Raw genomic sequence first — 16469 nt, 5'->3', positions numbered from 1 at the left:
TGTTCCAGACCGGGTGGCCGATCGGGACGGACGCGGCGTCCGGTTCGGGGCGGTACTCCCAGGAGGTGACGTCCACCGCGGCCTCGGTCGGGCCGTACAGGTTGTGCACCGGCACGCCGAACCGGGCGGCCGCCCGGGCGGCGAGGTCCGGTGGCAGCGCCTCGCCGCTGCACAGGATCCTGCGCAACGGTCCCGGCTCCGAGGCCCTCGCCGGAGGCTTCGGGGTCCCCGCCAGAGGTTCCGAGTCCCCCGCCGTAGGCTCCGAGCTCCCGGCCACAGGCTCCGGAGTCCACGCCGAAGGCTCTCCGGCGAGGAAGGCCGCCAGCATGGACGGGACGAAGTGCACGGTCGTCACGGCCTCGTCCCGGATCAGCCGGGCGAGGTAGGCGGGGTCGCGGTGGCCGCCGGGCCGGGCGACGACCAGGGTGGCGCCGATCTGGAGCGGCCAGAAGAACTCCCACACCGACACGTCGAACCCGGCCGGGGTCTTCTGCAGGACCCGGTCCCCCGGCGCCAGGCCGTACTCCGCCTGGGCCCAGAGCAGGCGGTTGACGATCGCGCGGTGGGAGACGACGACGCCCTTGGGACGGCCGGTCGAGCCGGAGGTGTAGATCACGTAGGCGGGGTTGTCCGGCGCGGGCCGTACGACCGGCTTCTCCCCGGAGAGCCCGGAGAACCCGGGATCCTCCCCGGAGAACCCGGAGTCCTCCGCGGCGGCGAGCCAGGCCGGGTCGATCACCAGGACCGGGCGCGCGTCCCCGAGCATGGCCTCGACCCGCTCGGCCGGGAGGTCGGGGTCGATCGGCAGGTAGGCCGCCCCGGCCTTGATCACGGCGTACATCGCGACCAGCAGTTCCAGCGACCGGGGCAGCATCAGGCCGACCACCCGCTCGGGCCCCGCGCCGTACGCGGACAGCAGCCGGGCCAGCCGGCCGGCGCGGGCGTCCAGTTCGGCGTAGCTCAGCTCGGTGCCCTCGAACACCAGCGCCGTCGCCTCGGGCGTGCGGGCGGCCTGCGCCTCGAACAGCTCCGCCAGCGTCACCTCGGGTACGGCGGCCGCCGTACCGTTCCAGCGGTTCAGCACGAGATCCCGCTCCGCGGCGGGGAGCGCCCCGAGCCTGCCGGTGACCGTCTCCGCCGCCCGGTCCCCCGGTCCGGTCAGCGCGGCGAGCACGTGCCGCAGCCGGTCCATCAGCCGCTCGGCCTCCTGCCTGCTGAACACGTCCGGCCGGTACTGCAGGCGGAAGCCCAGCCGCTCCCCCGGGATGACCAGGAGCGTGACCGGATAGTGGGTCGCGTCGGCCACGTCCGCCGCGCTCAGCCGAAGGTCGCCGATCGCGGTGCGCGGGTCGATGGGATAGTTCTCCATCACCAGGAGCGCGTCGAACAGCGTGCCGCGGTGGATCTCGGTCAGGCCGAGGTGGTGGTGGGGCAGCAGTTCGGCCTGCTCGTCGCGGAGCCTGCGCAGCAGACCGCCGACCGGCTCGCCGGGGCGCAGCCGTACCCGCACCGGGATCGTGTTGATGAACAACCCGACCATCCGCTCCACGCCGGGCAGCTCGGCCGGGCGGCCGGAGACGGTACCGCCGAAGACCACGTCGTCGCGGCCGGTCACCTGGGCCAGCAGCAGCCCGAAGGCGGCCTGCATCACCGTGTTCAGCGTGGTGGAACAGTCTCGGGCCAGAGCGGTGAGCGCCGCGGTGAGATCGGCGTCGAGCTCGGCGGTGACGCGCTCGGGCGGGGCGGGTACGGCGGGGGCGTCCGGGGCCACCAGGGTGGGCTCGTCGAGGCCGTCCAGCGCCCGGTCCCACGCCTGCCTGGCCGCCGTGCGGTCCTGCCCGCCCAGCCAGGCCAGATAGTCCCTGTACGGCGGAGCCTGCGCGGCCTCGCCCTCCGCGTACAGGGTCAGCAGTTCGGCGGCCAGCAGCGGGGTGGACCAGCCGTCCAGCAGGATGTGATGGTTGGTGAGGATCAGCCGATGCCGGCCCGGCGCCGGCCGTACCAGCACGAACCGCAGCAACGGCGGCGCGGCCAGATCGAAGCCCCGCGCCCGCTCCCCGGCCGCCACCGCCTCCGGGTCCTCCCCGGAGACCTCACGCCAGGGCACCTCGACGCTCCGGTGCACGAGCTGGACGGGGTCGTCGCGCAGCTCGAAGGACACCCGCAGGGCGGGATGCCTGCGGACCAGCGTCTCCGCCGCCCGCCGCAGCCGCGCCGCGTCCAGGGGTCCGTCGAGGTCGAGGGTGAGCTGGGCGGTGTAGACGTCCACCTCCAGCAGCGAGTGGAAGAACAATCCGCGCTGGAGAGGGGCCAGGGGCCAGGCGTCCTGCAGTCCCGGGCCGAGGTCGTCGAGGTCGCGCTGGGTCAGCGGGGCCAGCACGTCGGAGGGGGTCAGCCCGGCGCCGGTGTGCCGGGCGATGCCGGTGAGCGCCTCGCACCAGGCGGCGGCCAGGGCGGCGATCTCGTCCTCTCCGTAGACGGACCCGGCCCAGGTCCAGGTGGCGCGCAGGGCGTCGCCGACGACGACCGCGTCGATCTGGACGCCGTGGCGCAGCGGGGCGTCGTCGTCGTACCCGCCGGACAGGCCGCCCGCGACAGGTTCCCAGTCCCCGCCCGAGGCGGTGATCCGGCCGAGGTAGTTGAAGCCGATCCCGGGTTCCGGCAGGGCCGCCAGGACGGGACCGGCGACGGGGTCGAGATGACGCAGCAGGCCGTAGCCCACAGGGTGCGGCAGGGCGCGGATCTGCTCCTTGACCCGTTTGACGACCGCTCCGGCCGCTGGGCCGCCCTCGATGAGGTCGGCCCAGTCGATGTCCCCGGCGTCGAGCCTGACGGGATGCATGCTCGTGAACCAGCCGACGGTCCGGGACAGGTCGGCGCCGGGGACGAGGTCCTCCTCCCGCCCGTGCCCCTCCACGGAGACGAGCACGTCCCGCCGCCCGCTCCGGCGGGCCACCGCCGCCGCCAGCCCGGCGAGCAGCACGTCGTCGGGCCGCCCGTGGAACGCCGCGGGGACCCTTCCCAGCAACGGCCCGGCGACCTCCGCGGGAAGCTCCACGACCAGCTCCCGCCGCTGCCCCCACGTCCCCCACCTCCCGGCCTCGCCGGCACGCTGTTCGGCCGGGGAACCGGGCTGCGTGCCGCCACGGCTTCCGGCGGGGAGGCCGGGTCGCGCTCCGGCCAGGAGAGCGGTCCAGGCGGCGAGCTCGTCCGTCCCCGCGGCGACCGCGGCCCGCAGGCCGCGGGACCAGGCGCGCAGGGAGGTGGCCACCGGGGCGAGGGCCACCGGACGGCCTTCCTTCAGGGCCGACCAGGCGATCAGGAGGTCGGGCAGCAGGATGCGCCAGGAGACGCCGTCGACCACCAGGTGGTGCAGGACCAGCAGCAGGCGGCCCGACCGCCCGGGACCCGCATCCAGCCAGACGACCCGGACCGTCGCCCCGGCCGCCGGATCGAGCTCCGCCCGAGCCCGCGCGAGGTTCTCCTCGACCGCCTCCGCCAGCCTCTTCTCGATCGAACCCGCTCCGGCCTCGACCCGATCCACTCGGACCTCGGCCTGATCCGTTCCGGCCTCCGCCCGACCGGCCCCGGTCTCAGCCTGATCCGTTCCGGCCTCCGCCCGACCGGCTCCGGGTTCGATCCGATCCGCTCCGGACGGTCCCTCCTGCGGGGTCCCGTCCGCGATCTCGACGCGCCGTACGCACTCCTCCGCCCGGATCGCCCCGGGCGGCGCGATCTCCAGCGCCGCCGCCCATCCGCCGGGGTCGGCGCCCGCCGGCTCGCCACCGGAAGCGTCCGCCACCCTCAGCCGCAGTGCGTCATGGTGGTCCAGTACGGCCTGCAGCGCGGCCGTCAGGCGGTCCAGCCCGAGATCCGGCGGGACCTGCAGCGTCACGCTCTGGTGGAACCCGGCGACGGGCCCGCCCGCCTCCGCCAGCCACGCGACGATCGGGGTCGCCTCGACCGGCCCCACGCCGTCCTCGGCGGCCGCCGTCGCCTCGGCCTCCTCGGCGACGAGCGCCAGGGCCTCGGGGGTCTGGTGCCGGAACACCTGCTTCGGGGTGATCGCGAGCCCGGACTCGCGGGCCCTGGCGACGAGCCGGATCGCGGCGATGCTGTCCCCGCCCAGGTCGAAGAAGCCGTCGTCGGCCCCCGCCCTGGTCAGCCCGAGCACCTCGGCGAACAGACCGCACAGCAGCCGCTCCCGGTCGTCGGCGGGCTCCCGGCCCGCGGTGTCGCGGTCGGGCGCGGGCAGGGCACGCCGGTCGATCTTGCCGTTGGCGTTGAGCGGGAACGCGTCGAGCACCACGACGGCACCGGGCACCATGTACTCCGGCAGCGACCCCCGGGCGAAGGCCCGCAGCTCCTCCGGAGAGACCGCACCGCCCGCGCCACTTCCGATGCCCGAAGCGCCCGCAGCGCCCCCGACCTCGGCGCCTCCGGAGCCCGCGGCCCCTTCGGCCCCGGCACCGCCGGAGCCCGGGCTTTTCTCGGTGCTTCCGCCGCTCACCACGTACGCGACCAGCCGCCGCTCCCCCGGCCGGTCCTCGCGGACCAGCACCGCCGCCTGCTCGACCCGGGGGTGGGCCGCGAGCACCGCCTCGACCTCGCCCGGCTCGATCCGGAAGCCCCGGATCTTGACCTGCTGGTCGGCCCGGTCCAGGTACTGCAGCTGGCCGTCGGGGCGCCACCGGACCAGGTCGCCGGTGCGGTACATGCGCTCGCCCGGCGCGAACGGGTCGGCGACGAACCGCTCGGCGGTGAGGCCGGGGCGGTTCAGGTATCCCCGGGCCAGGCAGGGACCCCCGACGTAGAGCTCGCCGGTCCCTCCGGGCGGGACGGGGCGCAGACCGGCGTCCAGGACGTACAGGCGCGCGTCGTAGACGGGGCGGCCGATCGGGATGTCGTCGGGCGAGGTCAGCGGGTCGCTGGTGGTGACGACGACGGTGGTCTCGGTCGGGCCGTACACGTTGATCATCCGGCGGTCCGCGGCCCAGCGCCGGACCAGCTCGGGGCGGCAGGCCTCACCGCCGGTCAGCAGCGTGCGGAGTTCCGGGAGCGGCGCCTGCGGGACCGTGGCCAGGGCGGCGGGCGTGACGAACGCGTGCGTGATCCGCGCCTCGGCGAGGAAGCGGCCCAGCGGCTCGCCGCCGTACACCCCGGGGGGCGCCAGGACCAGCGCCGCGCCGGAGGAGAAGGCCATCAGCCACTCCAGCACCGCCCCGTCGAACCCGATCGAGGCGAACTGCATGACCCTGCTGTCCGGGGTGAGCTCGAACCTGTCGATCTCGGTGCGGGCGTAGGCGGGCAGGCCGGCGTGGGTGACGACGACGCCCTTGGGACGGCCGGTCGAGCCTGAGGTGTAGACGACGTAGGCCGGGTGGGCGGGCCGGAGCCCGACCTCGGGATCGGTGTCCGGCAACCCGCCCTCCCGGGCGCCGTCCCCTCCGGCCCCGCCGTCCCGAATCCCGCCGTCCCGAATCCCGCCATCCCGCGTCTCGCCACCGTGCGCTCCGTCGCCCCAGGTGTCCAGGTCGACAATCTCCGTCCGCGGCGGCCCGGCGAGCGCCCCGGCCGTCCCGCCGCCCGTCACCACCACCGGCGGGGCCGCGTCGGCGAGCATCACCTCCAGCCGCCCGGCGGGCAGCTCGGGGTCCAGGGGCAGGTACGCGGCGCCGGACTTCAGGATGGCCAGGAACGCCACGACCATGTCGGCCGAGCGCGGGACCGACAGGCCGACGCAGCGGTCGGGGCCGGCGCCCAGGGCGATCAGGTGGTGGGCCAGCCGGTTGGCCCGGGCGTTCAGCTCGGCGTAGGTGATCTCGGTGTCCCCCTCGACGACCGCCACGGCCCCGGGCGCGCGCCGTACCCGCTCCTCGAACAGCTCCACCGCGGTCGCGGGCGGCACCTCGCGCGGCGCGGAGCCCCATCCGGCCAGGAGCGCGCGCTCGGCGTCGTCGGCCAGATCGATCGCGCCGACGCGGTGGCCGGTACCGGCCTGGGCGAACCGGGTCAGGAAGCGCAGGAACCTGTCGTGGTGACCGGCCAGCTCGTCCTCGTCGTACAGCTCGGGGTGGCCGTCGAAGTCGATGCGCACGCCCCGGCCGTCGGAGCCGTCGTAGAGGTTGACCGACAGGTCCTCGACCGGCCCGGTGGCCAGCGCGTGCGCCGTGGCCCGGTGCCCGGCGAACGTCAGGTCGTAGTCGAAGCGCATGATGTTGACCACCGGGCCGAACAGCCGGCCGCGGACCTCGCGTCGCAGGTCCTCGTAGCGGTAGCGCTGGTGCACCAGCAGCCGGCCGGTCTCCCGGGTGACCTGTCCGATCAGCTCGCCGACGGTGGTCTCCGGCCCCACGGTCAGGCGTAGCGGGAGCACGTTGGAGAGCATCGCGGGGGTACGGCGGGCCGCCGGCGTGGTGCGGGCGGTGACCGCCAGCCCGAGGACCACCTCCCGCACCCCGCCGAGCCTGGCGGTGAAGGCCGCGACGGCCGCGATCATCAGTCCCGAGACGGCCGTCCCGTGCGAGAGCGCCGCCCCGGCCAGCGCGGCGGCCTCCTCCTCCGTCAGCCTCGCGTCGCACCGCAGGAAGCGCGAGGTGGGCGCCGCCTCCTCCGCCCGTCCGGGGACGGCGCGCGCGCCGAGGGCGCGGGGCGGGACGTCGGGCAGGTCGGCGAGCCTGGCCAGCCAGTGGCGGCGGTCGGCCTCGCGGCGGCCGGAGGCCCGGTAGGCGGCGTCCTCCTCCAGCAGGGCCGCCAGCGAGCCCAGGTCTCCCGGCCCCGGGTCGCGGCCCTCGGCCAGGGCTGTGTAGACCTCGGCCAGGCGCCGGGTGATCATCGGCCCGCTGTACCCGTCCATGATCACGTGGTGGCAGCGCAGGTACCAGAAGTACCGGTCGTCGGCGACCCGCAGCAGCGCGGTGGCGATCAGTTCGCCCTGGGGGAACGGCCTGGCGAGGTCGGCCCGCATCCACTCCAGCGCGGCCCGCTCGTCCCCCGGGTCGAGGAACGGGCAGCGCAGCTCACGCTCCTCGACGACCTGCCCTGCGACGACCTGCCCGCCCTCGCTTCCGCCCTCGACGACGCGCAGGTGGACGGCCTCGGCCCCGCGTGCGGCCAGCCGGATCGACGCGGCGAAGAGCTCCGGGTCCACCGGTCCCGATATCTCGATGTACTGGGCGATGTGGATCGGGTCATCGGGAGACAGCCGCTGGGCCTGCCAAATTCCACTCTGCGCCGCGGACAATGGCATGACGGAATGAGGATCGTGCACTGTCGCCACGCTTTCCATCCGGGCCGGAAAAATGCCTGATGGGTGCGTATCAGCACCTCAGAGAGGCAGAACGCATTGTGTGCGACCCCCTGCCCCACATTTGTTACTGGAAAGTAAATCACACGTGTGATCTGCCTCGCAATAATTCGACTTGTCACTTACCGCTAAACTCTCCCTCCCTTTTTTCGCGTTTTCTCAATACGACGGGGCCCGATCTGAGCGTCACGCGCGGGCGCACGAGCCGGCGGGGCCTGAGCATGACCTGGGGCCGTACCCGGGGGCGCGCGGGGCGCGACAGGGAACGCCCTCCGCGCCACCACCGGAAGCCCCGGGCCAGCCGGCCCGGCCACCAGATGGCGTCGCCGGCGTCCAGGGTCAGCGCGGTGACGAGCACCGATCGGACGATCATCGTGTCGAGGAGCACGCCCACCGAGACCGAGAAGGCGATCTGCACGGTCTGCGAGAGCGGCAGCACCACGAGCACCGCGAAGGTGCCCGCCAGCACGACCCCGGCCGAGGTGATGACCCCGCCGGTCGCCTCCAGGCCGACGATCGCGGCGCGCGCCGTACTGTGCCGGTGCGCCTCCTCGCGCACCCGGTGCATCAGGAAGATGTTGTAGTCGACGCCGAGCGCGACCAGGAACACGAACACCAGCAGGACGAAGCCCTGGTCCACCCCGGCGAAACCGAACAGGTGGGTGAAGGCCAGGGAGCTGAGCCCCAGCGTGGCCAGGAACGACACCACCACGGTGGCCAGCAGCAGCAGCGGGGCGACCAGCGCGCGCAGCAGCAGGGCCAGCACCGCGAAGACCACCAGCAGCACCAGCGGGATGATGACCTCCCGGTCCCGCTGCGCGCCCCGCTCCAGGTCCGCGATGAGCGCCACGTTCCCGCCCACGTTGACGTCCGGGGCGGCCACCGCGCGCAACCGGTCGCGCAGGGCGAGCACCTCCTGGCGTTCGGACTCCCGCCCGTCGCCCGAGCGCACCGTCACGTTGAGCAGGATGTCGCCGTTGCCCGCGGCGCCCAGCGAGATCGAGGTGACCTCGGGCCGCTGGGCGGTGTCCACGATCACGTCCTTGACGTACTGCTCGGTCGTGACCACCTGGACCGGGTCGGAGGCCCCGGTCGGGAAGTGCCGGGCGGCGACCTCCTGCCCGACGACCGAGTCGGGCCGGTTGAGGAAGACGTCGGCGTTGTCCAGCCCGCCCTCGCGGTAGGCGACCAGCCCGGTCGCGCACACCGCCAGCCCGGCGAAGGTGACGATCCACACCAGCCGGGGGTTGCGCGCGATCCTGCGCCCCAGCGTCCCCCACACCCCGGCCCCGCGACCACCGGCCCCGCCTGTGCCCGGACCGCCGGGGTCGGCGTCCGCGGCGTGCGGGTCGTAACGCGGGACCACCGGCCAGAACACCCAGCGCCCGAAGACCACCATGACCGCGGGCAGCAGCGTCATCATCGCGAGCATCGCGCTCGTCACGCCGACCGCCGAGACCGGTCCCAGCCCCTTGGTGGAGTTGAGCTCGGCCACCACCAGGCACAGCAGCCCGGCCACCACGGTCGCCGCGCTCGCGATCACCGCCGGTCCGGCCCGGCGCAGCGCCACCGCCATCGCCTCGTGCCGGTCCCGGTGCCGGCGCAGTTCCTCCCGGTAGCGGGCGACGATCAGCAGGGCGTAGTCGGTGCCCGCGCCGACCACCAGGACCATCAGCAGCGAGACCGCCACGCTGCTGACCGTGATCACCCCGGCGGAGGCCAGCCCGTAGTTCACCGCCATCGCCACCGACAGCGCGATCCCCACGATGCCGAGCGGGAACAGCCACAGGACGACGCTGCGGTAGGTGATCAGCAGCACGACCACCGCCACGCCCATCGCGGCCAGCAGCAGGTCGGTGTCCACGGTGGAGAAGACCGCCAGCGCGTCGGCCTGGAAGCCGACCATGCCGGTGATGTGGGCGGCCAGCCCGGCCGGGCGCCCGTCGTCGAGGACCTTCCGCACCCGGTCGATGATCTGGGCCGTCTCGCGCCCGCCGTGGTCCTTGACGATGACCACGACCTGGACGGCCTCGCCGTCCTTGGCGCGCTGCGCGACCAGGAGCTTGACGGTCTTGGTCAGCTTGGGGATCCGGAGCTTGTCCTCCACCGCCTGGAGCTGTTCGGGCAGTTCCCCGTCGGCGTCGCGGTACGGCTTCAGCTCCCGGTCGAGGTCGTCGCGGTCGAAGGTCTTGCCCCCGGTCGGCGTGGGAAGCTCGGCGACCACGCCCTCAATCCGGGCGAACTCCTCCATGTCCCGGGCGATCTCCTCGTCGTCGGCCCGGGTGATGCCGCCGCGCCGTTCGTAGACGACGGTCGCCGGGGAGAGGTTCTCCCCCTGCATGCCGAGGATGCGCTTGACCGCCTGCGCGGAGTCGGCGCTGCCGGGCAGGTAGGCGGCGATGTCGTCCTTCTGCACCGACTCCAGCCGCCCGGCGAAGGACCCGGCGACGGCGACGACGACCAGCCAGAGGGCCAGCACCAGCCACTTCGTGCGCCGCCCGCACAGCAGGTCGGCGATCCGGCCGGGCATCAGGCCGCGCTCAGCCTGCCCCGGAGGTGGTCCGCCATGGCCTCGACGGTCGGGTGCTCCCAGACGAGGGTCGGCTCGATCTCCAGCCCGTACTCGGCCTCGATGTCACCGCAGAGGCTGAGCGAGTAGACCGAGTCCATGCCGTACTGGGCGACCGGGACCAGGGGGTCGATCTCCTCCGGCGGGCGCATGACGTAGGAGGCCACCTGCGCCCGCAGCCAGTCGCGGATGGAGTCGAGGTCGGCGGCGACCCCTGCGTCGGCGGACATGTCAGCCTTCCTCTCGTACGGCCGCCGCCACGGCGGCGGTGAGCTCGGCGTGGACCACGGGCAGGAGCCCGGTCAGCAGCAGCTCCCGGGTGCGGGAGCGCTGGATCTTGCCGCTGGTGGTCTTGCCGACCCCGCCCCGGTCCACCAGCACCACGCTCACGGCGGGCACGCCGAACACCCGGCCGAGCTCGCCCTGGACCCGGCGGGCCAGGTCCCCGGCGGACAGATCCCCCAGCCGCTGCTCCCTGACCTCCTGCACGACCACCACCTGCTCCCCGGCGCCCTGCCCGGCGCCGCGCGCGCCGGTCCCGGTCGCGTCGAGGCCGGTCATGTCCAGGCCGGCGGCGTCGAGGCCGAAGGCGGCGGCCGCGCCCAGCGCCGGGTGCACCTCGCGGGCCGCCTCCTCCAGGTCCTGCGGGTAGAGGTTGCGTCCGTTGACGATGACGACGTCCTTGATCCGGCCGGTGACGTAGAGCTCGCCGTCCAGCGTGAAGCCGAGGTCCCCGGTGCGCAGGAACGGCCCGTCGCCGCCGGCGGTGCGGCCCCCGAAGGCGTCCCGGGTGGCCTCCCCGCGCTGCCAGTAGCCGCGGGCGACGCTGCCGCCGCGCACCCAGATCTCGCCGACCCGCCCCTCGCCCAGGCCGGCGCGGCTGTCGGGGTCGACGATGCGCACGGTCATGGTGAGCGGCCGGCCGCAGCCGACCAGCTCGACGCCGGTCTCCGACGGGACCGCCTCGTGCCGCTCCAGCGCCGCGGCGTCGAAGCGGCGGATCAGCGCGCCCTGCCCGAGGGGGGTGGCCGTGATCACCAGGGTCGCCTCGGCCATGCCGTACGCCGGGGCCCAGGCCTTCGCGCTGAAGCCGATGGGCCCGAAGCGGCGGACCATGGTGCGCAGCGTGCTGGGACGCACCGGCTCGGCCCCGTTGAGCGCGAACTTCAGGCTGGACAGGTCGAGCCCGGCGGCCTGGGCGTCGGTGACCCGGGCGGCGCACCACTCGTAGGCGAAGTTCGGCGCGACGGTGTAGCCGGCCCGGTAGCGGCTGATCATCTCCAGCCAGAGCGCCGGGCGCATGACGAACGAGATCGGCGAGGCGAAGTACAGGTCGCCGCCGGCGTAGATCGGCAGGAGCAGCATGCCGATCAGGCCCATGTCGTGGTAGTGCGGCAGCCAGCCGACCCCGACGCCCTCCTCGGGGGAGCCGATCATCCGCCAGATCTCGTTCTCGTTGTGCAGCAGGTTGGCGTGGGTGAGCATGACGCCGCGCGGCTCGCTGGTGGAGCCGGAGGTGTACTGCATGTAGGCCAGGGTGTCCGGTCCGATCTCCGGCTCGGCCCACGCGCCGGGGTCCGGCAGGTCGAGGGCGTCGGTCGCCACGCACTCGACCGTGCCGTCCAGTCCGACCTCGCGCAGCCAGCCGGCGAGCATGTCGCGGTTGGCCGCGTCGGTGAGCACCAGCCGTACGTCGGCGTCCTTGATGATCCCCTCGGCACGTTCCAGGGCGCGGGGGTCGGTCTGCGGCAGCGGCGAGGGCACCGCGACCGTCCGGGAGTACAGGCAGCCGAGGAAGGCCGTCAGGAACTCCAGCCCCGCCGGGTAGAGCAGGAGCGCCGTCTGGTCCTCCATCCGCCGCCCGGTCAGCCACGCCCCCGTCGACCTGGCCCTCTCGTCGATCTCGGTGAAGGTCATGCGGCTCTCGGCGAGCTCTCCCCTGCGGTCCTCCACGAAGACGTAGGAGCGCTCGTGACCGCACCGCTCGGCCTGCGCGCGTACCCGCTGCACAAAGGACATCTGGTCATCTCCCGCGACGGCAAGACAACCCAACATAGGAGCAGGGATCAGCCGGTCACAGCCCTCGGCCGCACAAGCCGCCGACCGGTTTTACGCCGAAATTTAGTATCTTTGCCCCTCCACCCGGCCCCGTGACGATCACGGCGCCAGGCAGACCTCGAAGACCCTGGCCAGCCGCTCGACGACGACCTCGCGGGCGGGCGCGTCGAGCGCGTCCTGGCCGAAGAGCTGGCGCAGCGTCCCCGACCCGGTGATGAGCGCGGTGGCGATCGAGGCGCGCAGCCTGGCGTCCTCGCCGGTCAGCCGCCCGGCGAGCGGCTCCATGATCGCCGAGCTGACCCGGTCCTTGATGATGCCCTGGATCTCCGGGGTCGCCGAGGACCTGCTGAGCGCCTCCATCACCGGGCTGCCCCGGTCGGACAGCAGCCGGTCGGCGACGTACTCGGCCAGGCGCCGGGGCAGTTCCTCCTGCGGGCCGTCCAGCACGCCGGGGAAGCGCCCCTGCATGGCGAGCACCTCGGCGAACAGCTCGCGCTTGGCGCCGAAGTAGCGGTTGATCAGCGCGATGTTGGCGTCCGCCTCCGCGGCGATCAGCCGCATCGTCACGTGGTCGTAGCCGAGCTCGGCGAACAGGCGTCGCGCGGCCTCCAGGATGCGCTGCCGGGTGCCCTCCCGGTCGCGGCGCCGTACCTCTTCCATCCGCCCGATCCTTCCAGATTTGACGAAGTAAACATGCGTCTACTAACTTATATGCAGCGTACACGTATTGGGGGATGGTCATGCTGACCGGACAACAGGTCCAGGCTGAGGCGGGGCAGCGCTTCACGCACAAACAGGTACTGGAGATCCTGGCCGGGTTGATGCTCGCCATGCTGACGTCGATGATCTCGACGTCCGTGGTGGGCACCGCGCTGCCGACGATCGTCGGCACCCTCGGCGGTCAGGACCAGCTCGCCTGGGTGGCCAGCGCGACCCTGCTCACCATGACCGCCTCCACTCCGCTGTGGGGCAAGCTCTCCGACCTCTACGGCCGCAAGTTCATGTTCCAGACCGCATTGGTGATCTTCGCGGCCTCCTCGGTCGCCGCGGGCTTCTCCCAGGACATGGGCCAGCTCATCGCCGCCCGTGCGGTGCAGGGCATCGGCGCCGGCGGTCTGGCCGCGCTGCCCCAGATCATCCTCGGTGACGTGGTCGAGCCCCGCGAGCGCGGCCGCTACTCCGGTTACATCGGCGCAGTCTTCGGCGTCTCCACCGTGGCCGGCCCGCTGCTCGGCGGCTTCATCGTCGACAACATGTCCTGGCGCTGGACGTTCTGGATCTGCGTGCCGCTGGCCGTGGTCGCCTTCGTCGTCATCCAGAAGGTCCTCAAGCTCCCGTTCGTCCGCCGCGACGCCAAGGTCGACTGGTGGGGCGCCACCTTCATCACCGGCGGCACCACCGCCCTGATGCTGCTGCTGTCGCTCGGCGGCCAGGAGTTCGAGTGGAACTCCTCCTGGACCTACGTCCTGGGCGCGCTCAGCCTGGTGATGTTCGGCCTGGCCGTGGTCGCCGAGCGCAGGGCCGCCGACCCCATCCTGCCGCCCCACCTGTTCCGCAACCGCACCTTCGTGCTGTCGAGCCTGGCCTCCCTGCTCGTCGGCGCGGCGATGTTCGGCGCGATGATGTTCCTGCCCCAGTACCTGCAGATCGTCAAGGGCATGAGCCCCACCGGCTCCGGCCTGATGACCCTGCCCATGGTGCTCGGCCTGCTGGTCTCCTCGATCGCGGTCGGCAAGTTCGTCACCAGGACCGGCCGCTGGAAGGTCTTCCCGATCGTCGGCATGCTGCTGGTCGCGCTCGGCCTGTTCCTGCTGTCCCGCCTGCACGTCGACAGCTCGCTGGTGCTCGTCGGCGTGGACAACGCGGTGCTCGGCGTCGGCCTGGGCGCCTCCATGCAGATCCTCATCCTCGCCGCGCAGAACGCCGTGACCCGCGCCGACATGGCCGCCACCACCTCCGGCGTGTCCTTCTTCCGCTCCCTGGGCGGCGCCGTCGGCGTGGCCGCCTTCGGCGCCATCCTGAGCAACCGGCTCGCCTCGGAGCTGGTCTCCCTGGCCAAGGCCGCCCACCTGCCGCTGACCGGTGGCGCGACCCCCAACCTCGGCTCCCCCGACGCCATCCGGCAGCTGCCGGAGCCGGTGCTGAACGTGATCCTGGAGGCCTTCACCCGGGCCCTGGAGACCGTCTTCCTGGTCGGCGTCCCGATCGCCGTCCTCGCCGCGGTGGCCGCCCTCTTCCTCAAGGAGATCCCGCTGCGCTCCGCCGCTCCGGCCCCGGCGCCCGAGCCCGCCCCCGCGGACTGACCGTCCCCCCTCTCGCACGCCCCCGGGCCGGCCGTCTCCGCCGGCCCGGGGGCGTTTCGCATGGGCGGGTCCCCCCCAATGCCTCAACCCGGGCACCGGGCCACCGATGAAGAGAGCGTCAAGCAACGGAGGGAGCGTCAAGAAGGAGCTGTCCGTGCACACCATCCGTACCCGTCTCGTCGCCAGTGTCCTGGCCCTCGTGACGGCCGCCATCGCGATCCTGTTCACCATCGTCGCCGTGCAGTCGAGCGGGCTGTCCCGGCAGCAGGCCGACGACTACACCGAGGAACTGGCACGCCGGGAGGCCGGCGACATCCGGGCCCTCATCGACAACGCCTCGCACACCGCGCACACGCTGGCCCGGACGATGGCCTCGCTGAAGACGGCCGGAGTCGTCGACCGCACGACGGTGAGCAACCTCGTGCGCGACACCCTCGCCGCCCACCCGGAGTTCGTCGGCATGTCCACCGGCTGGGAGCCTGACGCCTTCGACGGCCGGGACGCCGACTTCCGCAAGAGCGCCCAGAGCGATGAGACCGGCCGCTTCATCCCCTACTGGTACCGGGACGGCGAGCAGCTGCAGTCCGCGCCGCTGACCGACTACGAGACCCCGGGAGCCGGTGACTGGTACCTGGTGCCCCGGCAGACCGGCAAGGACCTGGTGGTGGACCCCTACGTCTACCCGATCAACGGCCAGGACGTCCTGATGACCACCGCCACGGCCCCGATCATGGTGGAGGGCGCGTTCCACGGCGTGGTCACCGTCGACCTCGCGCTCAGCGACCTGAGCTCCGCGCTGGCGGAGAAGAAGCCGTACGGCACCGGCTACCTGGCCCTGACCACCTCCGGCGGCACGGTGGTCGCCCACCCCGACGGCAAGCTCCTGGGCAAGGCGCTCCCCGGGGCGGCGGCCTCGGACGTCAAGACGGCGCTCGCCCGCACCGCCCCGGTCCGCGCCACCCGGGACGACGCCTTCCTCGGCGGCTCGGCCACCATGGTGGCCACCCCCGTCACCCTGTCCACCGGAGACACCTGGGCCGTGCTCGTCGCCGTGCCCGAAGAGACGATCAGCGCCGCCTCCGGTGGCATGATGCGCACGATCCTGCTCGCTTCGATCGCCGCCTGCGCGGTCGCCGGCGTGGTGGTCTGGCTGCTCGGCACCGGCCTGACCCGTCCCCTCGTCCGGCTCCGCGACAGGCTGACGGAGATCGCCGACGGCGACAGCGACCTCACCCAGCGCGTGGACGAGGCCCGCCGCGACGAGATCGGGGCCCTGGGAGCGGCGTTCAACCGATTCACCGCGAAGATCGCCGACATGGTGCGGCAGATCAACGACAAGGCCGAAGGCGTCGCGGCGTCCGCCCACGCCCTCACGGAGATCAGCGACGGGCTCCGGGACGGCGCCGAGCGCGCCGCCCAGCGCACCCGGACGGTGTCGGACGCCGCCGATCGGGTGTCCGGCAACATCGACACGGTCGCCGCCGGCGCCGAGGAGATGGACGCGTCCATCCGGGAGATCTCGATCAGCACCACCGAGGCCGCGCAGGTCGGCACGCGGGCCGCGCAGATCGCGCAGACCACCACGGAGACCATCGCCAAGCTCGGCGCCTCCTCCTCCGAGATCGGGGACGTGGTCAAGGCGATCAACAGCATCGCCGAGCAGACCAACCTGCTGGCCCTCAACGCCACCATCGAGGCGGCCCGCGCCGGCGACGCCGGAAAGGGCTTCGCCGTGGTGGCGGGCGAGGTCAAGGACCTGGCCCAGGGGACCGCGAAGGCGACCGAGGACATCACCAACCGCGTCGGCGCCATCCAGGCCGACACCGCGGCGGCGGTCCAGGCGATCGGCGAGATCGTCCAGGTGGTGGACCGGATCAACGGCCTGCAGACCACCATCGCCGGGGCCGTCGAGGAGCAGACCGCCACCACCAGGGAGATGAGCCGCAACGTCTCGGAGGCCGCCGCGGGCTCCACCGACATCGCCGTCGCCATGGGCGACGTCGCGGGAGCGGTGCACGCGACGACCACGGGCAGCGGTTCGACCGGCCTGGCGGCCCAGGAACTCTCCACCCTGGCCGGCGAGCTCAAGTCCCTGGTGGGCCGCTTCCGGTTCTGACGCCGACGGATCCCGCCGCCGTCAGCGATCGGTGCGGGAACCGTCAGCGCGCCCGGCCAGGCTCTGTCCCGTAGAGATCCACTCACGGTGAGGAGGCCGGCATGGCGGAGCTGACGG

At 73.3% G+C, this 16469-nt stretch carries 7 protein-coding genes; 2 read left to right on the top strand and 5 right to left on the bottom strand.

Translation table 11 applies throughout. From position 1 onward, the window contains the following. The 5 genes from Psi01_RS07340 to Psi01_RS07320 form a co-directional block, all read right to left on the bottom strand. Window positions 1-7249 (bottom strand): non-ribosomal peptide synthetase (locus tag Psi01_RS07340; RefSeq protein WP_204063187.1); only part of this gene is annotated, 7249 nt, incomplete at its 3' end. A gap of 175 nt (window positions 7250-7424) precedes the next feature. Continuing rightward, entirely contained in the window at window positions 7425-9836 is a 2412-nt protein-coding gene (locus Psi01_RS07335) for an MMPL family transporter (RefSeq protein WP_204063186.1), read from the bottom strand. Further along, window positions 9836-10105: an acyl carrier protein gene (locus Psi01_RS07330; RefSeq protein WP_204063185.1), complete on the bottom strand. Its 270-nt coding sequence runs from the start codon at window positions 10103-10105 to the stop codon at window positions 9836-9838. Before Psi01_RS07330 ends, Psi01_RS07335 begins: the two co-directional genes overlap by 1 nt. Before the next feature lies 1 nt (window position 10106). Then, a complete protein-coding gene (locus tag Psi01_RS07325; RefSeq protein ID WP_204063184.1) occupies window positions 10107-11894 on the bottom strand; it encodes a fatty acyl-AMP ligase in 1788 nt (595 codons plus the stop codon). Between the two features lie 138 nt (window positions 11895-12032). Beyond that, complete coding sequence (locus tag Psi01_RS07320; protein ID WP_204063183.1) at window positions 12033-12593, bottom strand: TetR/AcrR family transcriptional regulator; 561 nt, start codon at window positions 12591-12593, stop codon at window positions 12033-12035. Window positions 12594-12673: 80 nt separating this feature from the next. Between Psi01_RS07320 and Psi01_RS07315 the strand changes: the two genes are divergently transcribed. Both Psi01_RS07315 and Psi01_RS07310 read left to right on the top strand, forming a co-directional pair. After that, the gene (locus Psi01_RS07315) at window positions 12674-14236 is read left to right on the top strand and encodes an MDR family MFS transporter (RefSeq protein WP_204063182.1); all 1563 of its coding nucleotides are present in this window, start codon (window positions 12674-12676) and stop codon (window positions 14234-14236) included. A 154-nt stretch (window positions 14237-14390) separates the two neighbouring features. Beyond that, window positions 14391-16352: a methyl-accepting chemotaxis protein gene (locus Psi01_RS07310; protein ID WP_204063181.1), complete on the top strand. Its 1962-nt coding sequence runs from the start codon at window positions 14391-14393 to the stop codon at window positions 16350-16352. The last annotated feature ends 117 nt before the right edge of the window (window positions 16353-16469 follow it).

Origin of the sequence: Paraplanobispora siamensis (assembly GCF_016863175.1) — a bacterium.
Classification (GTDB): domain Bacteria; phylum Actinomycetota; class Actinomycetes; order Streptosporangiales; family Streptosporangiaceae; genus Planobispora; species Planobispora siamensis.
This window is presented reverse-complemented; position numbering and strand designations above follow the sequence as displayed.

Excerpts from the sequence above, each read along its gene's own strand:
- Psi01_RS07335 (WP_204063186.1), bottom strand. The coding sequence starts at position 9,836 with ATGCCCGGCCGGATCGCCGACCTGCTGTGCGGGCGGCGCACGAAGTGG.
- Psi01_RS07330 (WP_204063185.1), bottom strand. The coding sequence starts at position 10,105 with ATGTCCGCCGACGCAGGGGTCGCCGCCGACCTCGACTCCATCCGCGAC.
- Psi01_RS07325 (WP_204063184.1), bottom strand. The coding sequence starts at position 11,894 with ATGTCCTTTGTGCAGCGGGTACGCGCGCAGGCCGAGCGGTGCGGTCAC.
- Psi01_RS07320 (WP_204063183.1), bottom strand. The coding sequence starts at position 12,593 with ATGGAAGAGGTACGGCGCCGCGACCGGGAGGGCACCCGGCAGCGCATC.
- Psi01_RS07315 (WP_204063182.1), top strand. The coding sequence starts at position 12,674 with ATGCTGACCGGACAACAGGTCCAGGCTGAGGCGGGGCAGCGCTTCACG.